At 63.1% G+C, this 24552-nt stretch carries 18 protein-coding genes; 15 read left to right on the forward strand and 3 right to left on the reverse strand.

Annotation, left to right across the window (positions count from 1 at the left end):
• Positions 1 to 29 precede the first annotated feature (29 nt).
• From NCR93_RS01875 to NCR93_RS01915, 9 genes are all read left to right on the forward strand, one after another.
• Positions 30 to 692 (forward strand): DUF502 domain-containing protein, encoded by a 663-nt coding sequence (locus NCR93_RS01875; RefSeq protein ID WP_008351614.1) that lies wholly within the window; start codon positions 30 to 32, stop codon positions 690 to 692.
• Positions 693 to 783: 91 nt separating this feature from the next.
• The gene (gene aspS / locus NCR93_RS01880) at positions 784 to 2586 is read left to right on the forward strand and encodes an aspartate--tRNA ligase (protein WP_008351612.1); all 1803 of its coding nucleotides are present in this window, start codon (positions 784 to 786) and stop codon (positions 2584 to 2586) included.
• Between the two features lie 109 nt (positions 2587 to 2695).
• Positions 2696 to 3172: a dihydroneopterin triphosphate diphosphatase gene (gene nudB, locus NCR93_RS01885; protein ID WP_008351611.1), complete on the forward strand. Its 477-nt coding sequence runs from the start codon at positions 2696 to 2698 to the stop codon at positions 3170 to 3172.
• Positions 3169 to 4458, forward strand: coding sequence for a phospholipase D-like domain-containing protein (locus tag NCR93_RS01890; protein ID WP_034470584.1), 1290 nt, complete (start codon positions 3169 to 3171; stop codon positions 4456 to 4458). The genes nudB and NCR93_RS01890 overlap by 4 nt, the downstream gene beginning before the upstream one ends.
• A gap of 272 nt (positions 4459 to 4730) precedes the next feature.
• Complete coding sequence (locus NCR93_RS01895; RefSeq protein ID WP_008351607.1) at positions 4731 to 5405, forward strand: TetR/AcrR family transcriptional regulator; 675 nt, start codon at positions 4731 to 4733, stop codon at positions 5403 to 5405.
• A 69-nt stretch (positions 5406 to 5474) separates the two neighbouring features.
• Positions 5475 to 7262, forward strand: a complete 1788-nt coding sequence (locus NCR93_RS01900; protein WP_250532144.1) for an acyl-CoA dehydrogenase C-terminal domain-containing protein — start codon at positions 5475 to 5477, stop codon at positions 7260 to 7262.
• A gap of 221 nt (positions 7263 to 7483) precedes the next feature.
• A complete protein-coding gene (locus NCR93_RS01905; RefSeq protein ID WP_350029152.1) occupies positions 7484 to 9904 on the forward strand; it encodes a 3-hydroxyacyl-CoA dehydrogenase/enoyl-CoA hydratase family protein in 2421 nt (806 codons plus the stop codon).
• A gap of 15 nt (positions 9905 to 9919) precedes the next feature.
• Complete coding sequence (locus tag NCR93_RS01910; RefSeq protein WP_034470589.1) at positions 9920 to 11119, forward strand: acetyl-CoA C-acyltransferase; 1200 nt, start codon at positions 9920 to 9922, stop codon at positions 11117 to 11119.
• A 55-nt stretch (positions 11120 to 11174) separates the two neighbouring features.
• A complete protein-coding gene (locus tag NCR93_RS01915; protein ID WP_250519298.1) occupies positions 11175 to 11939 on the forward strand; it encodes an enoyl-CoA hydratase in 765 nt (254 codons plus the stop codon).
• A gap of 24 nt (positions 11940 to 11963) precedes the next feature.
• Here the strand turns inward: NCR93_RS01915 and fdhD are convergent, their stop codons facing one another.
• Positions 11964 to 12791 (reverse strand): formate dehydrogenase accessory sulfurtransferase FdhD, encoded by an 828-nt coding sequence (gene fdhD / locus NCR93_RS01920; protein WP_250519299.1) that lies wholly within the window; start codon positions 12789 to 12791, stop codon positions 11964 to 11966.
• 190 nt (positions 12792 to 12981) lie between these two features.
• Here fdhD and NCR93_RS01925 point away from each other — a divergent pair, with 190 nt between their 5' ends.
• A complete protein-coding gene (locus NCR93_RS01925; protein WP_008351596.1) occupies positions 12982 to 13461 on the forward strand; it encodes a nitrate reductase associated protein in 480 nt (159 codons plus the stop codon).
• Positions 13462 to 13637: 176 nt separating this feature from the next.
• The gene (locus NCR93_RS01930; RefSeq protein WP_175979790.1) at positions 13638 to 16760 is read left to right on the forward strand and encodes a sensor domain-containing protein; all 3123 of its coding nucleotides are present in this window, start codon (positions 13638 to 13640) and stop codon (positions 16758 to 16760) included.
• 10 nt (positions 16761 to 16770) lie between these two features.
• Here NCR93_RS01930 and NCR93_RS01935 read toward each other — a convergent pair whose 3' ends face one another.
• The gene (locus NCR93_RS01935) at positions 16771 to 17166 is read right to left on the reverse strand and encodes an acyl-CoA thioesterase (RefSeq protein WP_008351593.1); all 396 of its coding nucleotides are present in this window, start codon (positions 17164 to 17166) and stop codon (positions 16771 to 16773) included.
• A gap of 238 nt (positions 17167 to 17404) precedes the next feature.
• On the opposite strand from NCR93_RS01935, the gene NCR93_RS01940 reads away from it, so the two are divergent.
• The gene (locus NCR93_RS01940) at positions 17405 to 19288 is read left to right on the forward strand and encodes an ABCB family ABC transporter ATP-binding protein/permease (RefSeq protein WP_008351592.1); all 1884 of its coding nucleotides are present in this window, start codon (positions 17405 to 17407) and stop codon (positions 19286 to 19288) included.
• Between the two features lie 10 nt (positions 19289 to 19298).
• Here the strand turns inward: NCR93_RS01940 and NCR93_RS01945 are convergent, their stop codons facing one another.
• The gene (locus tag NCR93_RS01945; RefSeq protein ID WP_008351591.1) at positions 19299 to 20687 is read right to left on the reverse strand and encodes an MFS transporter; all 1389 of its coding nucleotides are present in this window, start codon (positions 20685 to 20687) and stop codon (positions 19299 to 19301) included.
• Between the two features lie 275 nt (positions 20688 to 20962).
• On the opposite strand from NCR93_RS01945, the gene NCR93_RS01950 reads away from it, so the two are divergent.
• The 3 genes from NCR93_RS01950 to NCR93_RS01960 all read left to right on the forward strand — a co-directional run bounded on the left by NCR93_RS01950 (position 20963) and on the right by NCR93_RS01960 (position 24523).
• Positions 20963 to 21934, forward strand: coding sequence for a LysR substrate-binding domain-containing protein (locus NCR93_RS01950; RefSeq protein ID WP_008351590.1), 972 nt, complete (start codon positions 20963 to 20965; stop codon positions 21932 to 21934).
• 108 nt (positions 21935 to 22042) lie between these two features.
• Positions 22043 to 23356: a Glu/Leu/Phe/Val family dehydrogenase gene (locus NCR93_RS01955; RefSeq protein ID WP_008351589.1), complete on the forward strand. Its 1314-nt coding sequence runs from the start codon at positions 22043 to 22045 to the stop codon at positions 23354 to 23356.
• A gap of 273 nt (positions 23357 to 23629) precedes the next feature.
• Complete coding sequence (locus tag NCR93_RS01960; protein ID WP_008351588.1) at positions 23630 to 24523, forward strand: glutamate/aspartate ABC transporter substrate-binding protein; 894 nt, start codon at positions 23630 to 23632, stop codon at positions 24521 to 24523.
• The last annotated feature ends 29 nt before the right edge of the window (positions 24524 to 24552 follow it).

Here is a 24552-nt window from a genome sequence, read left to right on the forward strand (position 1 = left end):
AGAGCCGGCGCAGCCTTCGCCCCGTGTAAATGACCACGAAAAAGACTACGCTGAAAACCGTGTTCCTCACCGGCCTGCTCGTGCTGGTGCCGCTCGCCATCACCTTGTGGGTGCTCGGGCTCGTGATCGGAACGATGGACCAGACGCTGCTTCTGCTGCCGCAATCGTGGCAGCCCGAGCGGATCGTCGGTTTTCATCTGCCGGGCGTGGGCGCGGTGCTGACGCTTGCGTTCATTTTCATCGTCGGGCTGTTGACGCAGAACTTCGTCGGCCAGAAGCTCGTGAAATGGTGGGACGCCATCCTTCGTCACATTCCGGTCGTCGGCCCGTTGTACACGAGCGTGAAACAGGTGTCGGACACGTTGCTGTCTTCGAGCGGCAACGCGTTTCGCAAGGCGCTCCTGATCGAGTATCCGCGCAAAGGCTCGTACACCATCGGATTTCTCACGGGCATTCCGGGCGGCGACGTGCTGAATCATCTCGATGAAGAGCACGTGAGCGTCTATGTGCCGACGACGCCGAACCCGACGTCCGGCTTCTTCCTGATGATGCCGAAAAGCGAAGTCGTCGAACTGGACATGACCGTCGACGCCGCACTGAAGTACATCGTCTCGATGGGCGTGGTGGCCCCTTCGCCGAGCGCACCGACACCGGTCGCGCCAGCCCGCCGCCCCACCGAGCCGCCGATGTAATGCCGGCGCGCGCGCAGCGAGAGTCAGCCGCGAGAGAGCATGACCCGAGCGCGCGAGCCGTTGATTAACGAACAACGAAAGACACAACATCATGTCGATGCGATCTGAATACTGCGGTCTGGTGACCGAGGCCCGACTGGGCGAAACCGTCTCGCTGTGCGGCTGGGTGCATCGCCGGCGCGATCACGGCGGCGTTATCTTCATCGACTTGCGCGACCGCGAAGGCCTCGTTCAAGTCGTCTGCGACCCGGACCGCGCCGAGATGTTCAAGGTGGCCGAAGGCGTGCGCAACGAGTTCTGCGTGCAGGTGAAGGGCGTCGTGCGCAACCGTCCGGAAGGCACCGTCAATGCGAACCTCACGAGCGGCAAGATCGAAGTGCTATGCCACGAACTCGTGGTGCTGAACGCATCGGTGACGCCGCCGTTCCAGCTCGACGACGACAACCTGTCGGAGACCACGCGCCTCACGCATCGCGTGCTCGACCTGCGCCGTCCGCAGATGCAGAAGAATCTGCGCCTGCGCTATCGCGTCGCGATGGAAGTGCGCAAGTATCTCGACGCGCAGGGCTTCATCGACATCGAAACGCCGATGCTGACCAAGAGCACACCGGAAGGCGCGCGCGACTACCTCGTGCCGTCGCGCGTGAACGCGGGTCAGTTCTTCGCGCTGCCGCAGTCGCCGCAATTGTTCAAGCAATTGTTGATGGTCGCGAACTTCGACCGTTACTACCAGATCACCAAGTGCTTCCGCGACGAAGACCTGCGCGCCGACCGTCAGCCGGAATTCACGCAGATCGACTGCGAAACCTCGTTCCTCACCGAGCAGGAAATCCGCGATCTGTTCGAGAACATGATCCGCCACGTCTTCAAGGAGACGATGGAAGTCGCGCTGCCCGAGAAATTCCCGGTCATGCTGTACTCGGAAGCGATGCGCCGCTTCGGCTCCGACAAGCCGGATCTGCGCGTGAAGCTCGAATTCGCCGACCTGACGGATGCCGTGAAGGACGTCGACTTCAAGGTGTTCAGCATGCCGGCCAACTCGAAGGACGGCCGCGTCGCGGCGCTGCGCGTGCCGAAGGGCGGCGAGTTGTCGCGCGGCGACATCGACGGCTACACGGAATTCGTGCGCATCTACGGTGCGAAGGGGCTCGCGTGGATCAAGGTCAACGACAAGACCAAGGGCCGCGACGGCCTGCAAAGCCCGATCGTCAAGAATCTGCATGACGCGGCGCTCGCGGCGATCATGGAGCGCACGGCGGCGGAAGACGGCGACATCATCTTCTTCGCGGCGGATCGCGCGAAGGTCGTGAACGACAGCCTCGGCGCGCTGCGTCTCAAGATCGGTCATTCGGAATTCGGCAAGGCGAACGGCCTGCTGGAAACCGGCTGGAAGCCGCTCTGGGTCATCGACTTCCCGATGTTCGAGTACGACGAGGAAGAGAACCGCTACGTGGCCGCGCATCACCCGTTCACGAGCCCGAAGGACGAGCACCTCGAGTATCTGGAAACGGACCCGGGCCGCTGCCTTGCGAAGGCGTACGACATGGTGCTGAACGGCTGGGAAATCGGCGGCGGTTCCGTGCGTATCTTCCAGGAAGACGTGCAGAGCAAGGTGTTCCGCGCGCTGAAGATCGGCGCTGAAGAAGCCCGCCTGAAGTTTGGCTTTTTGCTCGACGCGCTGCAGTACGGCGCGCCGCCGCATGGCGGCATCGCGTTCGGTCTGGACCGCATCGTCACGCTGATGTCCGGCGCCGATTCGATCCGCGACACGATCGCGTTCCCGAAGACGCAGCGCGCGCAGGATCTGCTCACGCAGGCCCCGAGCGAAGTGGACGAGCGCCAGTTGCGCGAGTTGCACATCCGTCTGCGTCAGCCGGAGCAGAAAGCGCAATAAGCAGCTTTCGTTGTCGATGTGATGAAAAAGGCGCCGGGTGCGCCTTTTTCGTTTTTTGCGTTACAGTCTTTGGGCATAAACAGATAAAGAAACGCGCGTTCAAAAGCTCATGCAGAAGCCGCCCAAAATTCCCGAATCCGTCCTCGTCGTCATTCATACGCCCGAGCTCGACGTGCTCATCATCGAACGCGCGGATCACAAGGGCTTCTGGCAATCGGTGACGGGCTCGAAGGATCACATCGACGAGCCGCTCATCGAGACCGCCGCGCGCGAGGTGCAGGAAGAGACGGGCATCGTGATAGGCAGCGCGCTCGTGCCCGAGAACGCGCTGCTCGACTGGCATCACAGCATTCAGTACGAGATTTATCCGCAATGGCGGCATCGCTACGCGGAAGGGATCATGCGCAACACTGAGCATCAGTTCAGCCTGCTCGTGCCACATTGTCTCGAAGTGACGCTCGCGCCGCGCGAACACACCGCGCATCTCTGGCTGCCGTTTCGCGAGGCCGCCGACCGATGCTTCTCGTGGTCGAACCGGGAAGCGATCCTGCAATTGCCCGAGCGCCTCGCGGCGCATAACCGATGATCGGACTGCGTCCCCGGCGCAGTTTCAAGCGGCTGCGCCAGGCGCTGTTCTCCGGCCGCCGGCCGCCGCGCTTATGCTTCACGACGGGCAATCACGTCAGGCTCTTCAAAGGTGGCGTGCAGTTCTTTCCGGCGTTGATCGAGCGGATCGACAACGCGCGCAAATCGGTGTCGCTCGAAACCTACATCTTCGCCAACGACGACATCGGTCGCGCCGTCTCCGATGCGCTCGTGCGCGCCGCCGAGCGCGGCGTCACGGTGCGCGTGATCACGGATGGCATCGGCACGGAAAGCAATCTGCCGATGTTCGAGCTCTGGAAGGCGCGCGGCGTCGAGCATCGCATCTATAACCCGCATCTGCTGTTCGGTCCGCAAGGCTGGTCGCGCACGCATCGCAAGCTCGCGCTGATCGACGAAACCTTTGCGTTCTGCGGCGGCATCAATATCGTCGACGACTACGACCAGAACGGCACGCGTCTGGAGCGTCCGCGCTGGGATTTCGCGATGGAGGCGCAAGGCCCCGTCGTCAAGGACGTGCGCGAAGCGTTCGATCTCCAATGGCAGCGCATCCGGCTCGGCGTGAAGCCGCGTCAGCCGTCGCAGCCGGGTTGTGAAACGCAAGAGAGCGATCGCGCGCCCGGCCGATGGAACGCCCGTCGCGCCATGCTGGCACGCCGGCGCGCGCGTCTCGGCGAGATTCACGCGGTCGATCGCCCGTGCGTCGCGTTCGTCGCGCGCGACAATCTGCTCAACCGGCGCGCGATCGAAAAGGCGTATCTGCGGGCGATCGCGAACGCCGAGAGCGAAGTCCTGCTGGCGAATCCTTACTTCATGCCGGGTCGCAAACTGCGGCGCGCGCTTGTCAACGCGGCGGAGCGCGGCGTGCGCGTGTCCCTCGTCATCGGTCGTAAGGAGTTCGTCGCGCTCGATTACGCGACGCCGTTTCTCTACGGCAATCTGCTCAAGCATGGCGTGAGGATCGCCGAGTATGAGAAGACGATGCTTCACGGCAAGGTCGCGGTAGTGGACGCGGACTGGGCGACCATCGGCTCATCCAATCTCGATGCGCTTTCGCTCGTGCTCAACAACGAGGCCAACATGGTGCTCGTCAATCATTCCGAGATCGCGGGGTTGCACGACGCCATTCTTCAGGCTTTTGACGAAGGCCGCCCCATCGATGAAAAACACTATGCGGCGCGGCCCGTTACGGAGCGCACGCTTAATTGGCTGGCTTATAACACGTACCGGTTGATGATGAAGGTGATCACCATCGGGCAGTACGATTAACCTGCCTTTTAGCAGCGATTGCGCAAAAATACATACCGACAAGCAGCGCTGGAGAAGGCTTCCCACGAATCGGGAAATTCGGGCAGTCACTTACAGGCAGTCCGTACATAAAACGCGACAATGAACCCGGACATTGTTGAGATTTATCCTATAGACAAGGCTTGGCGTTTTAGAAATGCGTGTCTAAAAATCTGCTTGTATCACCAACGTTCGGCCATAATAATAGAACGGCCGTTCGATTTTACGGGTCACATAAGAACGGTAGGGACATCATGCGAAAAGGCGAACAGACGCGGGCCGCGATTCTCGACGCAGCGCTGGAGTTGGCAAGTCGGGACGGGCTGGAAGGGCTGACGATCGGCCTGTTGGCCGAACGGATGCAAATGAGCAAGAGCGGTGTGTTTGCGCATTTCGGGTCGCGCGAGGACTTGCAGGTGGAAGTGGTGCGCGAGTACCACAGGCGCTTCGAAGATGAGGTGTTCTTTCCGAGCCTGCGTGAGGTGCGAGGCCTGCCGCGATTGCGCGCGATGATGAATCGCTGGATGGAGAAACGCATCCAGGAAGTGACCACGGGTTGTATCTATATCAGCGGAGCGGTGGAGTACGACGACCGCGCCGCGAGCGCCGTGCGCGAGCAGCTCGTGCATAGCGTGAGCATGTGGCGCGAGGCGCTGCTGCGCGCGATCCGCCAGTCGAAGGACGAAGGGCATCTGAAGGCGGAAACCGATCCGCATCTGATGCTGTTCGAGCTGTACAGCTTTACGCTCGGCCTGCATCACGACGCGCGCTTCCTGCATCTGCCGGAAGCCGTGCAACTGACGCGGGACGCGCTGGAAAAGACGATTCAGTCGTATCAGACGTCGAGTGCGGGCGCGAATGGAAGCGTTGCGCAGCCGACTCCGATCCCGGCCACGAATCTGACATCGCAACAGACCGACAGCCGTTAGCGGCGCCGTTCGAATCGACAAAGGGTTCGGCGGCGCGCAACCAGACGCTTGAAGAAACTGGAGAGACTCATGGGACAGTACGCCGCCCCCCTTCGCGACATGCAGTTCGTGCTGCACGAAGTGCTGAACGTGGAAGCCGAATTGAAGAGCATGCCGAAGCATGCCGACCTCGACGCCGACACCATCAATCAGGTGCTCGAGGAAGCCGGGAAGTTCTGCTCCGAAGTCGTGTTCCCGCTCAATCAGAGCGGCGACCGCGAAGGCTGCACTTACGGGGGCGATGGCGTCGTGAAGACGCCTGCCGGCTTCAAGGAAGCTTATCGGCAGTACATCGATGCAGGCTGGCCCGCGCTCGGATGCGATCCCGAGTACGGCGGCCAGGGCTTGCCCGCGTTCGTGAACAACGCGCTCTACGAAATGCTCAACTCGGCGAATCAGGCCTGGACGATGTATCCGGGCCTGTCGCACGGCGCCTACGAATGCCTGCATGCGCACGGCACGCCGGAGCAGAAGTCGACGTATCTCTCGAAGCTCGTCTCGGGCGAGTGGACCGGCACCATGTGCCTCACGGAACCGCATTGCGGAACGGACCTCGGCATTCTGCGCACGAAGGCCGAGCCGAATACCGACGGCTCGTACGCGCTCACCGGCACGAAGATCTTCATTTCGAGCGGCGAGCACGACATGGCCGAGAACATCGTTCATCTGGTGCTCGCGCGTCTGCCCGGCGCGCCGATGGGCACCAAGGGCATCTCGCTTTTCATCGTGCCGAAGTTCGTACCGGACACGAACGGTGCGGTCGGTGCGCGCAACGACATCAAGTGCGGCTCGATCGAGCACAAGATGGGCATTCACGGCAACGCGACCTGCGTGATGAACCTCGACGGCGCGAAGGGCTGGCTCGTCGGCGAGTCGAACAAGGGCTTGAACGCGATGTTCGTGATGATGAACGCCGCGCGTCTGGGCGTTGGCATGCAGGGTCTCGGGCTGACTGAAGTCGCGTATCAGAACTCGCTCGTGTACGCGAAAGAGCGTCTGCAGATGCGCTCGCTGACCGGCCCGAAGGCGCCGGAGAAGGCCGCCGATCCGATCATCGTGCATCCGGATGTGCGTCGCATGCTGCTCACGCAGAAGGCCTATGCCGAGGCGGGCCGCGCGTTCACGTACTGGGCGGCGTTGAATATCGACAAGGAACTGTCGCATGCGGATGAAGCCGTGCGCGCCGAAGCCGCCGATTTTGTCGCGCTGCTGACGCCGGTCATCAAGGCTTTCCTGACCGATAACGCGTTCGAAGGCACGAACATGGCGATGCAGATCTACGGCGGACATGGCTTCATCTCCGAATGGGGCATGGAGCAATACGTCCGCGATGCGCGCATCAACATGATCTACGAGGGCACGAATTCCATTCAGGCGCTGGACCTGCTGGGCCGCAAGATTCTCGGCGACATGGGCGCGAAGCTGAAGCGCTTCGGCAAGCTGGTTGCGGACTTCGTCGAGCAGGAAGGCGTGAAGCCGGAGATGCAGGAGTTCATCAATCCGCTCGCGGATATCGGCGAGAAGGTGCAGAAGCTCACGATGGAGATCGGCATGAAGGCCATGCAGAATCCCGATGAGGTCGGGGCTGCTGCTGTGCCCTATCTGCGCACTGTCGGGCATCTCGTGTTTTCTTATTTCTGGGCGCGGATGGCGAGGGTTGCGCTCGATCGTGCCTCTGGCGGTGATGCTTTCTATAAGGCCAAGCTGGCCACCGCGCGGTTCTATTTCGCCAAGCTGCTGCCTGAGACCGCTTCTACGATTCGCGCTGCTCGGGCCGGTGCCAAGCCTATGATGGATTACGACGAAGCGTTGTTTTGATGTTTTTGCTTTCGCTTCTGCTTTCGCTTTCGGGTGATCCCGTTTTCGTGTCGGTCTATTAGCGTTGCCCCTGTGCGGGGCGGCAGTGCTAATGGACCGACGCGAAAACAGGATTGCACGAAGGCGGAAGCGAACCCGAGCGAAAGCGAAAGCGAACAAAAAAGCGAAAGCCGCAGCAAGACGAAACCCCAAACATTCACGAACCCCGGAGTGACCCCACCGTGAACGTCAAAAAAGTCGCCGTGCTCGGCGCGGGCGTGATGGGCGCGCAGATCGCCGCCCATCTGATCAATGCCCGCGTCCCGGTCATGCTCTTCGACCTTCCGGCCAAGGAAGGCCCGAAGAACGCCATTGCGCTGAAGGCCATCGAGAACCTCAAGAAGCTGTCGCCCGCCCCGTTCGGCGTGAAAGACGACGCTCAGTACATCGAACCCGCGAACTACGACGACGACATCGAGAAACTGAAAGAATGCGATCTCGTGATCGAAGCCATCGCCGAGCGCATGGACTGGAAGCACGATCTCTACAAGAAGGTCGCACCGCACATCGCGCCGCACGCGATCTTCGCGAGCAACACGTCGGGCCTGTCGATCACGGAGCTGTCGAACGGCTTCTCCGATGAACTCAAATCGCGCTTCTGCGGCGTGCACTTCTTCAATCCGCCGCGCTACATGCATCTGGTCGAGCTGATCCCGACCGCATCCACGAAGCCCGAGATCCTCGATCAACTCGAAACGTTCCTGACGAGCGTGATCGGCAAGGGCGTCGTGCGCGCAAAAGACACGCCGAACTTCATCGCGAATCGCGTCGGTGTGTTCTCGATTCTCGCGGTCATCGCCGAAGCCGAAAAGTTCGGCCTGCGCTTCGACGAAGTCGACGATCTCACCGGCTCGCGCCTCGGCCGCGCGAAGTCCGCGACGTTCCGCACAGCCGATGTCGTCGGTCTCGACACGATGGCGCACGTCATCAAGACGATGCAGGACAACCTGCCCGACGATCCGTTCTTCGCCGTCTACAAGACGCCGCCCGTGCTCGACGCGCTCGTCAAGAACGGCGCGTTCGGCCAGAAGACGGGCGCGGGTTTCTATCGCAAGGAAGGCAAGGCGATCAAGGTTCTCGATCCGAAGACGGCTTCTTATGTCGATGGCGGGGCGAAAGCCGACGAACTCATCGGCCGCATTCTGAAGCGTCCGCCAGCCGAGCGTTTCAAGCTCTTGCGCGAAACCGACAACAAGCAGGCGCAGTTCCTCTGGGCGATCTTCCGCGACGTGTTCCATTACATCGCGGTCCATCTGGAATCGATCGCGGACAACGCGCGCGACGTCGATCTCGCGATCCGCTGGGGCTTCGGCTGGAACCAGGGACCGTTCGAAAGCTGGCAAGCCGCGGGCTGGCAGCAGATCGCGAAGTGGGTCCAGGAAGACATCGATGCAGGCAAGGCGCTCTCGAACGCGCCGCTGCCCGCGTGGGTGCTCGATGGTCCCGTCGCCGAGAAGAACGGCGTGCACACGGACGAAGGTTCGTGGTCGCCCGCCGCGCGCCGTTTCGAGCCGCGCTCGACGCTGCCCGTGTACCAGAAGCAGGTGTTCCGCGCGCCGCTCGTCGGTGAGACGGGCGCCGATCCGAAGACCTACGGCAAGACGCTCTTCGAAACCGAAAACGTGCGCGCGTGGCTCGACGACGATCAAAGCGATGTCGTGATCGTGTCGTTCAAGTCGAAGATGAACACCATCGGTCCGGGCGTGATCGAGGGCCTCACGCAAGCCATCGAACTCGCGGAGAAGGAATACCGTGGCGTCGTGATCTGGCAGCCGACTTCGCTGCAACTCGGCGCGCCGGGCGGTCCGTTCTCGGCGGGCGCGAATCTCGAAGAAGCGATGCCCGCGTTCATGATGGGCGGCGCGAAGGGCATCGAGCCGTTCGTGAAAAAGTTCCAGCAAGGCATGATGCGCGTGAAATACGCGAACGTGCCGGTCGTGTCGGCGGTTTCGGGCATTGCGCTCGGCGGCGGTTGCGAGCTGCTGCTGCATTCGGCGAAGCGCGTTGCGCATGTCGAGAGTTATATCGGTCTCGTCGAAGTGGGCGTCGGTCTCGTGCCGGCGGGCGGCGGTCTCAAGGAAGCGGCACTGCGCGCGGCGGAAGCGGCGAGCGCCGTCAACGCGACCAGCGATCTGCTCAAGTTCCTGCAGAAGTCCTTCGAAAACGCGGCGATGGCGAAAGTGTCGTCCTCCGCATTCGATGCCCGCGCGATGGGCTATCTGAAGCCGTCCGACACGATCGTCTTCAACGTGCACGAACTGCTCGACATCGCGAAGAAGGAAGCGCGCGCATTGAGCGCATCGGGCTATCGTCCGCCGTTGCGCGTGAAGCAGGTGCCGGTCGCGGGCCGCTCGGCGATCTCGACGATCAAGGCGTCGCTCGTCAACATGCGCGACGGGCGCTTCATCAGCGATCACGACTATCTGATCGCGAGCCGTATCGCCGAAGCCGTGTGCGGCGGCGATGTCGAAGCGGGCAGTCTCGTCGACGAAGAATGGCTGCTGGCGCTGGAGCGCCGCGCGTTCGTCGAGCTGCTCGGCACGCAAAAGACGCAAGAGCGAATCATGGGCATGTTGCAGACCGGCAAGCCGGTGCGTAACTAAGCGGAGCTGCATAAGATGAGCAAACAACTTCAAGACGCATACATCGTCGCCGCGAGCCGCACGCCGATCGGCAAGGCGCCGCGCGGCGTGTTCAGGAACACGCGCCCGGACGAGCTGCTCGTCCACGCGATCAGGTCGGCCGTCGCGCAGGTGCCGGGGCTCGATACGAACGTGATCGAGGACGCGATCGTCGGCTGCGCGATTCCCGAGGCCGAGCAAGGACTGAACGTCGCGCGCATGGGCGCGTTGCTCGCGGGCTTGCCGAACACCGTCGGCGGCGTCACGGTGAACCGCTTCTGCGCGTCGGGCCTGACGGCGCTCGCGATGGCGGCGGACCGCATCCGCGTCGGCGAAGCCGATGCGATGATCGCCGGCGGCTGCGAGTCGATGAGCATGGTGCCGATGATGGGCAACAAGCCTTCGCTGTCGCCGCATATCTTCGATCGCAACGAAGATGTCGGCATCGCGTACGGCATGGGGCTGACGGCGGAGCGCGTCGCGGAACGCTGGAAGGTGAGCCGCGAGGCGCAGGACGCGTTCGCCGCGGAGTCGCATCGCAAGGCGTTGGCCGCGCAGCAAGCGGGCGAATTCGCCGATGAAATCGCCGCATACACGTTGAACGAGCGCTTCCCCGATCTCGCATCGGGCGAAGTTCGCGTGAACGCGCGCGAGATCGCGCTCGACGAAGGTCCGCGCGCGGATACGTCGGTCGAAGGTCTCGCGAAGCTGCGTCCCGTGTTCGCGAACAAAGGCTCGGTGACGGCGGGCAACAGCTCGCAGACGTCGGACGGCGCCGGCGCGCTGATCGTCGTGTCGGAAAAGATCCTGAAGCAGTTCAACCTCACGCCGCTCGCGCGCTTCGTGAGCTTCGCGGTGCGCGGCGTGCCGCCCGAGATCATGGGCATCGGGCCGAAGGAAGCGATTCCGGCCGCGTTGAAGGCGGCGGGCCTGAAGCAGGACGATCTCGACTGGATCGAGCTGAACGAAGCGTTCGCGGCGCAGGCGCTCGCGGTGATCGGCGATCTCGGACTCGATACGTCCAAGGTCAATCCGCTCGGCGGCGCGATCGCGCTCGGCCATCCGCTCGGCGCGACGGGCGCGATCCGCGCGTCGACGGTCGTGCACGGCCTGCGTCGCCGCAACCTGAAGTACGGCATGGTGACGATGTGCGTCGGCACCGGCATGGGCGCGGCGGGCATCATCGAGCGGCTTTGACGCAAACGGTCCGCGAGTGCCGAAAGCTCGCGGACCGACACGAAGGAGACAGCGGATGGAGATTCAGATCGAACGCGCGGACGGCGTGCTGAGCATCGTGCTCAATCGTCCGGAAAAGAAGAACGCGATCACCGCGGCGATGTATCAGGAAATGGCCGACGGCCTCTACGAAGCCGAGATGGACCCGACCGTGCGCGCGGTGCTGATCCGCGCGAACGGCACGACGTTCTCCGCCGGCAACGACCTCGATGACTTCCTGAACGATCCGCCGAAGGGACTCGACGCGCCCGTCTTCCAGTTCCTGCGGCGCATCGCCGGCTTTCCGAAGCCGATCGTCGCGGCGGTCGCGGGCACGGCGGTCGGCATCGGCACGACGATGCTCCTGCATTGCGACATCGTCTACGCGAGCCCGAACGCGAAGTTCTCGCTGCCGTTTTCGCAACTGGGGCTGTGTCCGGAAGCGGCGTCGAGCCTGCTGCTGCCGCGCACGGCGGGTTATCAGCGCGCGGCGGAAAAGCTCTTGCTGGGCGAAGCGTTCGACGTGAACGAAGCGATCGGCATGGGCTTCCTCAACGGCGCGATCGATGCCGCCGAACTCGACGCCTACGCGTTCGACAAGGCGAAGCGGCTCGCGCTCCTGCCGGCGTCGTCGCTGCGCGTGACCAAGTCGCTGATGAAAGGCGCGCACGCGCAGGAAGTGACCGCGCGCATGGAAGACGAAGCCGCGCATTTCTCGCGGATGCTCGTCGCGCCCGAAGCGCGCGAGGCGTTTCAGGCGTTCTTCGAGAAGCGCAAGCCGGACTTCAGTAAGTTCGAATAGCTCGGATAGTTCGAATAGCGCGCTTCACTCGACATCGTATTCGACGAAGCTGTTCTCGCGCGCGAAGCTGACGAGCCGCAGGCCCGCCTGCTTCGCGATCGAAATGGCGAGCGAGGTCGGCGCGGAAATCGTCGCGATCATCGGCACGCCGACGCGCGCCGATTTGCGCACGAGTTCATAGCTCGCGCGGCTCGACAGGAACACGAAACCTTGCGTCGTGTCCTCGCGGCGCAGGATCAACTGGCCGATGAGCTTGTCGAGCGCGTTATGCCGCCCGACGTCCTCGAAGGCGTAGCGCACCGCGCCGTTTTCGTCGCACCACGCGGCGGCGTGCAGACCGCCCGTCAGCTTCGTCAATTGCTGATGCGCGGGCAATTCGCGCGCGGCGCGTTCGATCGCATCGGACGCGAGACGATTCAGAAAGCCGGTCTCCGGCACGCGTTCCGGCTGAAGATCGAGCAAGTCGATGCTTTCGATGCCGCACACGCCGCATCCGGTGCGCCCGGCGAGCGCGCGCCGCTTGTCCTTCAGCGACGCGAAAGCCTGCTGCACGACCTGCAGATGCACTTCCGCATGCGGCAACGCGACGCCGTCATCCCGCAAATAAACCTCGATATCGTGGATATCGCTGCCGCGCTCAACTATGCCTTCCGTCATCGAAAAGCCCACTGCGAACGCTTCGAGATCGCGTGGCGTGCACATCATCACCGCGTGCGAAATGCCGTTGAAAACCAGCGCGACGGGCCATTCCTGACCGACGTTGTCAGCGGCGATCGCAACTTCGTTCTTGCGATGCCTGCGCACCTGGCGCTCGACGAAGCCGGGTTGGTCGTCGGTTTCGAGTTGTTCCACTTCAATGCTCCTGACCGCTCACTTCGAGTAAAGTCGGGTATGTGACTTGCTGCCAAAAGTTGCTGTCCGCACGCATCGCGACGCGAACAGCGGCTAGATTGCAATGGTTCCAGCCAGATCCAAGGCCCTACAATAACTTAAGCGGGCATCGCGCGCCGCGCCGCCCGCTTCAATCCAACGAGGCTTCGCTATGGGACTTTACGACGCCGCGCGTCTCTTCGGATTCGAAGTCGAATCCTCTGACAATCTGCGCTTCATTCCGCTTGCCGTGCGCTTCAATCTCGACCGCTTCGGCATGCGCATCTCGCTTGACCAATGGCAGCAGCTTCCTTACGAAGATCGCGCGTTGCTGGCGCGCTTTCCGATCGAAGAAGAGGCCGAGCTCGAGAAGAACTTCGACCTCGCGCTTGAAGAGATGCTGAAGACGCACGCCAATGCCGCGCCCGAAAAGATCGAACGCGACCCCGATCCGGTGTGGATGCACGCCGATGCCGTGCCGGAAACCGTGATCCGTCAAAGCAGCCTCTCCGGGATCAGCGCGCCGAGTCTCGATCGCTGGGGCCAACTCGATCGTTTCCAGCGTTACGCGCTCGCGAAACTCTCGCGCAACACGGACAAGGTCAATCACGATTTCCTTCCCGCGATGAAAGAGTTCGGTCTCACGGAGTGAGCACGCGGCTCGCAAACGTTAAGCAACCGCTTTAATCAGATTATTTGCGGGTGAGCCCTAAATGTCGGGCGAGAGGCGCCGTTAATGGACGTTATCCATTAATCGGGCGTGGAGCCGTTCGCCACGCCGCGCATTGCGTTCGATGTGCGCGCATCAAAGGGATTAGCCCGCTCTTCATGACTCGATTCCTCTCCAGAGGTTTGCTCGTCAACATTGCCGTCGTGCTGGCCGCGCTCGGCGCCAACGCGTTCGTCGCCTGCGAGCGGATCGGCGGTCTGCGTGAAAGCGACGCGCGCACCTTGCGCTCGATGAGCCTGCTGCGCGACCTCGCGAACTATCGCAGCACGCTCGGCGAATCGCTGACGCAACTGAGCCGCTTCGAAGCCACCGGCATCGCGGAAACCGCAGCGGGCCATCAGGAACGCGTGGCGCATCTCGACGCGCTCGAAAGCGGCCTGCGCGCGCAGTTCGAAATGGAGCCCGGCATGATGGGCGCATTCGATGCGCTCGCCGCCCGCGCCGCCGTCATGCGGCACGACGCCGACGTCGCCTTCGAGCGCGCGAAGAACGCGAGCCCCGACGCGTCCCGCGCATGGGCCGATGCGGCGTTCGTTACGCTCGGCGAGGATCAGCAAGGCGTCGACGACGAGCTCGCGGCGGTGCGCTCGCGCATCGACAACGCGACGATCGGCGCGCTCGATCAGTCCGCGCGGGCGTCGAGCGGCGCCATGCTGCTGCTCGTCTTCACGATGCTCGCGGGCAGCGCCGTGCTGATCTGGCTCTTCGCGAGCCGCGAGCGGCAATCGCGCGAGAAGCTCGGCGCGGCGCGCGCGCGACAGCGCAGCAACGAGCGCTTTCGCGGCATGTTCGAGGCGCATCCGGTGCCGATGTGGATCGTCGATAGCGAGACGATGCGCTTCGTTGCCGTGAATCAGGCCGCGATCGAACACTTCGGCTTCAACGAGCCGGAGTTCATGAACATGACGCTGCGCGATCTGCATCATGCGGACGACTTCGACAGCTTCGCCGCGCGTCTTGCGCGCAGCGGCGGCGAAGGCGGCGAGCGGGGCGAGCGCGCTCAGTCGGGACGAGGTTCGGCGGGCGTCTGGCGCTATCGCTGCAAGGACGGATCGATCGTGGGCGCGGACGTGTCGCATCACTCGCTCATCTACTCGAGCCGGCCGGGCATCTTCATGCTGGCGAACGACGTGACCGACCGCATCAACGCGGAAGCCGAAGCGCGCCGCTCGAACGAGATGCTCGAAGCGGTCATCGACAACATTCCGCAGCGCGTGTTCTGGAAGGACCGCGAACTGCGCTATCTCGGCTGCAACAATGCGTTCGCGCGCGACGCGGGTCTCGCGTACAACGAGCAGGTCATCGGCAAGACGGATTTCGACTTGCCGTGGAGCGCGCTCGCGGATCTGGTGCGCGCGGACGACGAAGAGGTCATCGTCACGACCGTGCCGAAGATGCATCACGAGCGCGACATCGTGATGGGCGACCAGTTGCGCACCGTCGTTTCGAGCAAGCTGCCGTTGCTCGACGGCGAAGGGCAGACCATCGGCGTGCTCGGTTCGTATCACGACGTCACCGATCACAAGCGCGCCGAACTCGCGCTGCGTCTGCAAAGCCGCGCGCTGGACGCGAGCGTGAACGCGATTCTGATCACCGGCGTCGTCGATGGCGCGAACGTGATCGAGTATGCGAATCCGGCGTTCAAGCGCATCACGGGTTATGACCCGAGCGAGGTCATCGGCCAGGATTGCCGCTTCCTGCACGGCCCGGACGGAGATCAGGAAGGGCTCACGTCGATCCGCCGCGCCCTCGATGCGAACATGGAAGCGAGCGTCGTCGTGCGCAACTATCGCAAGGACGGCGCGCTCTTCTGGAACCAGCTCTTCGTCGCGCCGGTGCCGAACGCGCAGGGCATGACCACGCATCACATCGGCATCATCAACGACGTGACCGATCTGATGCGCTATCAGGAAGAGCTCGAATATCAGGCGAATTACGACACGCTCACGCGCCTGCCGAATCGCAATCTGCTGAAAGATCGCCTGCAGCACGCGATAGAAACGGCGCGGCGGCGCGATGCGAAGATCGCAGTCGTGTTCATGGATCTCGACGGCTTCAAGAACGTCAACGACAGTCTCGGCCACAGCGTCGGCGACCGTCTGCTTGCGGTGATCGCGGAGCGGCTCGCGCGCTCGGCGCGTACGAGCGATACGGTCGCGCGTCACGGCGGCGACGAGTTCGTCGTCGTGCTGCCGGACATCACCGACGAAGCCGGTCTCATCGTGTGGATGGAGCGCACGCGCGCGGCGATCTCCGAACCGGTGTGGATCGACGACACCGAGCTGTATGTCGGCTGCAGCATGGGCGCGAGTCTTTATCCGCAAGACGGCGACGACGCCGAAACCGTGATGAAGAAGGCCGACCTCGCGATGTATCGCGCGAAGGACATGGGCCGCAACAACTATCAGTTTTATCAGCCGGAGATGAACGCGAGCGTCGGCGCGCGCATGAATCTCGAACGGCGCTTGCGGCGCGCGCTGCGCGACGGCGAATTCCTGCTGCACTATCAGCCGCAGGTCGACATGTCGACGCGTCAGATCGTCGGCATCGAAGCGCTCGTGCGCTGGCACGACCCCGAGCAAGGGCTCGTGTCGCCGGCGTCGTTCATTCCGGTGGCGGAGGAGAGCGGGCTGATCGGACCGCTTTCCGAATGGGTGCTGCGCGAAGCGTGCCGGCAGAACAAGGCGTGGCAGGATGCGGGGCTGCCGCCGGCGCGCGTGTCGGTGAACTTGTCGGCGCGGCATTTCCAGCAGCGTGACATCGCCCGGCTCGTGACTTCGGTGCTCGAAGAGACGGGCCTTGCGCCGCGCTATCTCGAACTCGAACTCACCGAAAGCGCGATCATGCGCAACGCCGAGGAAGCGATCACGATGCTCTCGGAGCTATCGGCGCTCGGCATCGGTATTGCAATCGACGACTTCGGCACCGGCTATTCGAGCCTGTCGTATCTCAAGCGCTTTCCGGTGCATCGGCTGAAGATCGATCGCTCGTTCGTCGCGGATATCGGCTCGTCGGGCGACGATGAAACCATCACGTCGGCGATCATCGCGCTCGCGCATTCGCTCGAGATGCAGGTGATCGCGGAGGGCGTCGAAACGCACGCGCAGCACGATTTCCTGCGCGAGCGCGATTGCGACGAAATGCAGGGCTACCTTTTCTCGCGCCCGATGCCGCACGAGGCGATTCCGGGCCTTTTGCAGCAGGGCGTGCTGCCCCACTAATCGATTTTTATCAGTCCAGCGACGGCAGCACGCGCGGGCGGCGATCGCGGTCAGTCGCGACGTAGGTGAGCGTCGCTTCCGTCACCTTGACGACTTCTTCGGCGAGGCTCATGCGCTGCGCCCAGACTTCGACCGACACCGTGATGGACGTGTTGCCCGTCTTGACGATGTCGGCGTAAAAGCTCAGCAGATCGCCGACGAAAACCGGGTGCTTGAACAGGAACGAATTCACGGCGACGGTCGCGACGCGGCCGTTCGCGCGGCGGCTCGCCGGAATGGAGCCGGCGATATCGACCTGCGCCATGATCCATCCGCCGAACACGTCGCCGTGGACATTGGCGTCGGCGGGCTGCGGCACGACGCGCAGCGCGACGTGTTTCTCAGGAAGATTGGGATGGTCGGTCATGGGAGGCGTTCCGGTTTGCAAGGCGGCGCGAAGGCTGGCGCGCGTGAGCGGCCTCTTGAACCTTCTGCGACAATGCCTATTTATGAATGAGCCCGATTGCGCGCGACGTCGCGCCAGGGGCTTGCAGCAAATTGTACGGGAAAGCATCCAGACGAAGTTGCGCCCGTTTCGACGATAAAAACCTTCCCCACGCCGCGCCCGACTCCATTCGCGCGACGCGCTCGAACGATACGAACTCATGCGCCGCTTCCCGAACGCAGAGCCCGGGCCCGCGCAGCAAGGCCCGCGCAACGACTGGCAGACGATCCGCTCGCTGCTGCCTTATCTCACGACGTACAAATGGCGCGTCGCGTTCGCGCTGACGTGCCTCATCGGCGCGAAGGTCGCGAACCTCGGCGTGCCGATCGTGATGAAGCGCATCGTCGACGGCCTCGCTTCCGTGCAGCATCTCACCGCGCTCGGACGCGCGAACGATTCGCCGGGCATCGTGCTGATCGGCGGAATCGGGCTGCTCGTCGTCGCGTATGCGGCCGCGCGGCTTTCTACGTCGCTCTTCACCGAGTTGCGCGAACTGCTCTTCGCCAAGGTCACGGAAAGCGCCGTGCGGCAACTCGCGCTGCAAGTGTTCCGGCATCTGCATTCGCTGTCGCTGCGCTTTCATCTGGAGCGACAGACGGGCGGCATGTCGCGCGATATCGAACGCGGCACGCGCGGCATCCAGCAGCTCGTTTCGTATTCGCTCTACAGCATTCTGCCGACGCTCGTCGAGGTCGGGCTCGTGCTCGCGTTCTTCGTGACGAAGTACGAGGCGTATTACGCGATCGTCACGTTCATCGCGCTCGTCACGTATATCGTGTTCACGGTGAAGGTGACGGAGTGGCGCACGCACTTTCGCCGCACGATGAACGATCTCGATTCGAAAGCGAATTCGCGCGCGATCGATTCGCTGCTCAACTACGAGACCGTGAAATACTTCGGCAACGAAGAGTGGGAAACGCGCCGTTACGATGAAAATCTTCAGCGCTATCGCGCGGCCGCGATCAAGTCGCAGCGCTCGCTGTCGATGCTCAACTTCGGGCAGCAGACGATCATCGGCGTGGGGCTTGTTTTCATCCTCTGGCGCGCGACGCAGGGCGTGATGGCGGGGCGTCTGACGCTCGGCGATCTCGTGCTCATCAACACCTTCATGTTGCAGTTGTACATTCCGCTGAATTTTCTCGGCGTCGTGTATCGCGAACTGAAGCAGGCGCTGACCGACATGGATCGCATGTTCACGCTGCTCGGCGCGGGCCGCGAAGTGCCCGATGCGCCGAACGCGCCCGCGCTTGCCGTGCGCGGCGGCGAAGTGCGCTTCGAGAACGTGAGCTTCGCGTATGAGAAGGCGCGGCCGATCCTGCATGGCGTCGATTTCACGATTCCCGCGGGCACGACGACGGCGGTCGTCGGACACAGCGGCTCGGGCAAATCGACGCTCGGCCGGCTGCTCTTTCGCTTCTACGATCTCGATCGCGCGCAGGGCGGCAGCATTCGCATCGACGGGCAGGACATTCGCGACGTCACACAGGATTCGTTGCGCGCGGCGATCGGCATCGTGCCGCAGGACACCGTGCTCTTCAACGATTCGATCTATTACAACATCGCGTACGGGCGTCCTTCGGCGAGCCGCGACGAAGTGATCGCGGCGGCGCGCGCGGCGCATATCCACGATTTCATCGAGGCGTTGCCGGCGGGCTATGACACGGCCGTCGGCGAGCGTGGATTAAAGCTGTCGGGTGGCGAGAAGCAGCGCGTCGCGATCGCGCGCACGCTGCTCAAGAATCCGCCGATTTTGATCTTCGACGAAGCCACGTCCGCGCTCGATTCGAAGTCCGAGCGCGCGATTCAGCACGAACTCGACTCGATCGCGCGCGAGCGGACGACACTCATCATCGCGCATCGGCTATCGACGGTCGTGCATGCGCAGCAGATCATCGTGATGGATCACGGGCGCATCGTCGAGCGTGGCACGCATGCGGAGTTGCTGCGTGCGGGCGGGCTGTTCGCGCAGATGTGGGCGCTTCAGCAACAGCGCGCCGCCAGCTCCGGCGAAGGAGAGGCGGCGCTGGCGACACTGGGCGAATGACGCGCTGTCCTCACTCCATCGCGTGCGCGCCGCCGATGGCGACGCCATCGTGCGATTGCGAAGCCGTCGACGACCAGCGCAGCCACTGACCGCGCAGCGCGAAGAGCGCGCCGAACGCGCACGTTGCGAGCACGCCGAACGTGGCGAAGCCCATTTGATAGCTGCCCGTGCTTTCCTTCGCGATGCCCATGATGACCGGCAGATAGAACCCGCCGATACCGCCCGCTGCGCCGACGATTCCCGACAGCAATCCCGTCTTGCCCTTCCAGCGATGCGGGACGAGCTGGAACGTCGAGCCGTTGCCCAGGCCGAACGCGATATACAGGCAGATGAGAATCGCGAGACCGCCCGCGACCGGCGGCATCCAGATCGCGAACGCGAAGTCGCCGATGGCGATGGCCGCGAGCAGCACGAGCAGCGCACGCACGCCGGTCACGCGATCGGCGACATAACCGCCGAACGGACGCACGATCGCGCCGAGAAACGCGAGCAGCGACATGAAGAGGCCGGCTTCGAGCTTCGGCATCTGATAAAGCGAGGTAAGCAGCAGCGTCACATACGACGACATGCCGACGAAACCGCCGAACGTGATGCTGTAAATGAGCATGATGACCCACGTATCGCGCTCGCCGAGCACCGACCGATAATGCCGCGGCAGCACCGCGATCGCAATGAGCGCGCCGATCACCGGCAAGAGCAGCACGCCCGCCTTGCCGCCGCCGAACACGCCCGCGTTGACCGCGAGCACCAGCACGATCAGGCTCACGAGCGTCACCGCGAAGCTCGACAGCGCGCGCATCGTGCTGCCGGTTTTCACGCCGGCATCGGACGCCCATGCGAAGAGCGCGACGCCCGTAATCGCGAGCAGCGGCAGCGCGGCGGCGGTCGACATCTGCCAGCCGAAGGCATCGGCGAGATGCGGGAACAGGAAGCCGTCGAGCACCGCGCCGATGTTGCCTGCCGCGGCGAGTCCGAGCACGAGGCCCTGCACCTTCGGCGGATAGTTGCTGCCAGCCATCGGCAACGCGACGGCGAAGCTCGCGCCGCCCATGCCGAGGAACACGCCGAGCACAAGCAACACCGCATACGACGGCACGCCGGGCATGAGCGGCAGCACGATCGACGGAATCGACGAGAGCAGGACGCCCATCAGCGCGACGCGCCGTCCATCGGTCGATTGATAGAGGTTGCCGAGCGTCACGCGCAGAATGGCGGCGGCCAGCACCGGCACCGCGACGAGAAAGCCTTGCTGCGCGGCGGACATCGTCACGTCGCGTCCGATGAACGGCGCGAGCGGCCCAAACAGTACCCAGACGGTAAAGCCCGTATCGAAGTAGAGGAAGCAGGCGAGGAGCGAGCGCCAGTTGCCGCTCTTGAGCGATGCGATCAGATTGGACATTGCGGGTTCCGTATATGCGCGTGCTGCCGAATGAGCACGCGACGGCCCCGAAAATTGCAAGCATCATGCCAATGGAATGCATATTTACCGATGCGCCGGGTAGCGCAAGGGTCGGCGAGGGATCAGAGCACGCGTGAGGTTCCGCGTCCCGCAAACCGACAGCACCGCGTCCGTGCGTGACCGCATGCGAATGGTGCGCCGCGCCTTCGCACGGCTCATGCGCCGGCTAGAATGCGTTCTTTGCCAAGGAAGCGCCGCGCGCGCCCGAGAAACGCATGGAACTGAAATGGCTGGAAGACTTCGTGTCGCTCGCGGAGACGCGCAGCTTCAGTCGATCCGCCGAGCTTCGGCACATCACGCAGCCCGCGTTCTCGCGACGCATTCAGGCGCTCGAAGCGTGGCTCGGCACGGAACTCATCGACCGGTCGGTGTATCCGACGCGCCTCACGCAAGCCGGCAACGTGTTCTACGAGCAGGCGCTCGCGATGCTCTCGCAGTTCCACGAAGCGCGCACGCTATTGCGCGGACAAGGCGGCGTGCCGTCGGCGACCATCGAATTCGCCGTGCCGCACACGCTTTCGCTCACGTATTTTCCGCGCTGGCTCGAACACATCGAGGCGCGGCTCGGACGCATCCGCACGCGGCTGCGCGCGCTCAATGTGCACGATGCGGTGCTGTCGCTCGTCGAAGGCGGTGTCGATCTCGTGATGGGCTATCACCATCCGAGTCATCCGGTTGCGCTCGATCCCGCGCGCTACGACATGCTCACGCTCGGCGCCGAACCGATCAGCCCGTTTTCCGCCGTGACCAAAGGCGGACGCGCGCGCTTCACGCTGCCCGCGACGGCCGAATCGCCGGTGCCGTATCTGTCGTACACGCCTAATGCGTATCTCGGGCGCATGACGGAAGTCATCATCGCGACCGCGCCGACGCGCCTCTATCTCGACAAGGTCTATGAAACCGACATGGCCGAAGGTCTGAAAGCGATGGCGCTCGCCGGTCATGGCGTCGCGTTCCTGCCGCACAGCGCTGTCGAGGATGCAGTGGAAGAAGGGCGGCTCGTGCGCCTCGATCGCGGCACGCGCGGCACGCCCGCCGGCCAGTTCACGCTGACGATGGAAATCCGCCTTTATCGCGACAAGCTCGCAGCGCAGGGCGAAGAGCCGCGACAGGCATTGATGCGCGCGCTATGGGACGCGGTCGGTGAGGAATTGCTGAAGGCGCAGCCGGAGAAGCCCGCGGCATAAGGCTCGGCGACGTTATGCAAGTTTTGCATGACGGGATAAGGAAACGGCATTGGATTTGGAAACGACGTTTTTCGACAATGAGCGAATTCCTTCACCGCTGGAGCATCAATGTCTGCCTCGAAGCAACCTGTGCAAGCGCCGGACGCAAAACACGCTATCCCGTCGTATCTCCATGCCGATGATCTCGGTCCCTGGGGAAACTATCTGCAACAGGTCGATCGCGTTGCCCCGTATCTCGGTTCTCTCTCCCGCTGGCTCGAAACCCTCAAGCGCCCGAAGCGCATTCTCGTCGTCGATTGCCCGATCGAGCTGGATAACGGCACCGTCGCGCATTTCGAGGGTTATCGCGTGCAGCACAACACGTCGCGCGGTCCCGGCAAGGGTGGCGTGCGTTACCACCAGGACGTGACGCTCTCCGAAGTGATGGCGCTGTCCGCGTGGATGTCGGTGAAGAACGCGGCGGTAAACGTGCCGTACGGCGGCGCGAAGGGCGGCATTCGTGTCGATCCGCGCACGCTGTCGCGTGGCGAACTGGAACGCGTGACGCGTCGCTATACGAGCGAGATCGGCATCATCATCGGGCCGAACACGGACATTCCCGCGCCGGACGTGAACACGAACGAGCAGATCATGGCGTGGATGATGGACACCTACTCCATGAACCAGGGCCAGACGGCAACCGGCGTCGTGACCGGCAAGCCGATTTCGCTCGGCGGCTCGCTCGGCCGCAAGGAAGCGACGGGGCGCGGCGTGTTCGTCGTCGGCACGGAAGCGGCGCGGCGCATCGGCATGGAGATCGAAGGCGCGCGCATCGCGGTGCAGGGCTTCGGCAACGTCGGCGGCATCGCGGCCAAGCTGTTCCAGGAAGCGGGCGCGAAGGTCATCGCCGTGCAGGATCACACGGGAACGATTCATAACTCGAAGGGCATCGATACCGTCGCGCTGCTCGATCACGTCGCGAAGAACGGCGGCGTGGGCGGCTTCGCGGGCGCGGATCCGGTACAGGCGGAAGAATTCTGGATGATCGAAAGCGACATCCTCATTCCGGCCGCGCTGGAAAACCAGATCACCGAGAAGAACGCGTCGAAGATCCGCACGAAGATCGTCGTCGAAGGCGCGAACGGCCCGACCACGACCGCGGCCGACGACATCCTCAACGACAAGGGTATCCTCGTGATCCCGGACGTGATCGCGAATGCGGGCGGCGTGACCGTGTCGTACTTCGAATGGGTGCAGGACTTCTCGAGCTTCTTCTGGACCGAGGACGAGATCAATCAGCGTCTCGAGCGCGTGATGCGCGAAGCGTTCGCGGGCGTGTGGCAGGTCGCGAGCGAGCACAAGGTATCGGTGCGCACGGCGGCGTTCATCGTCGCGTGTACGCGCATTCTGCAGGCGCGCGAGATGCGCGGGCTGTATCCCTGATTCGGTGTCAGGCGGTCGTGCCCTTTAATTGATTGCGGGCGGCATTTCATTCGGAATGCCGCCCGCATTTGCATGAAAGCGACAAGTCGGCCGACTCGCTGCATTCGGTCAAGCATGGTCACAAAAACGCCAGTAATATGCGCGGTCGCACCGGGTTGCACCCTTACGGCGACAGCGTCTCAGAAATAAGACGGTCGTGGGTTAACAATCATTCTTTCAGAATAATTACCCTGCTAAACTTGCCCCGGTTTTTCGCCACAGGAGATCGAACACATGAAGGTTAAAAAGGCTGCGCTGCTCGTCGCCGCGCTCGGGTTTCTCGCCACCGGCGCATACGCTCAAGACGCCGGCACGCTGAAGAAAATCAAGGACACGGGCGTGATCTCGCTGGGGCATCGCGAATCGTCCATTCCGTTTTCCTACTATGACGACAAGCAGCAAGTCGTCGGCTACTCGCATGAGTTCGCGCTGAAGGTCGTGGACGCGGTCAAGCAGAAGCTCGGCATGTCCGACCTGAAGGTGAAGCTCACGCCGATCACTTCGCAGAACCGCATTCCGCTCGTGCAGAACGGTACCGTCGATATCGAGTGCGGCTCGACGACGAACAACGCCGAGCGTCAGCAGCAAGTTTCCTTCTCGAACACGATCTTCGTGATCGGCACGCGCCTCATGACCAAGAAGGATTCGGGCGTGAAGGACTGGGCCGACCTGAAGGGCAAGACCGTCGTGACGACCGCCGGCACCACGTCCGAGCGCCTGCTTCGCAAGATGAATCAGGACAAGAACATGGGCATGAACATCATCAGCGCGAAGGATCACGGCGAGTCGTTCCTGACGCTGTCGACCGGCCGCGCCGTCGCGTTCATGATGGACGATGCGCTGCTCGCGGGCGAGCGCGCGAAGTCGAACAACCCGAACGATTTCGTGATCGTCGGTGCGCCGCAATCGCATGAAGCGTACGGCTGCATGATCCGCAAGAACGATCCGGAGTTCAAGAAGGTCGTCGACGACGCGATCGCCAAGGTCGAAACCTCGGGCGAAGCGGACAAGATCTACAAGAAGTGGTTCGAAAGCCCGATTCCGCCGAAGGGTCTCAACCTCAACTTCCCCGAAAGTGAAGACATGAAGGCTCTCTACAAGAGCCCGAATGACAAGGCAATCGACTAACCGGTTCGGTAATCGAACAGACGAAACGG

The sequence above is a fragment of the Caballeronia sp. ATUFL_F1_KS39 genome (genome assembly GCF_023630985.1).
GTDB lineage: Bacteria > Pseudomonadota > Gammaproteobacteria > Burkholderiales > Burkholderiaceae > Caballeronia > Caballeronia zhejiangensis.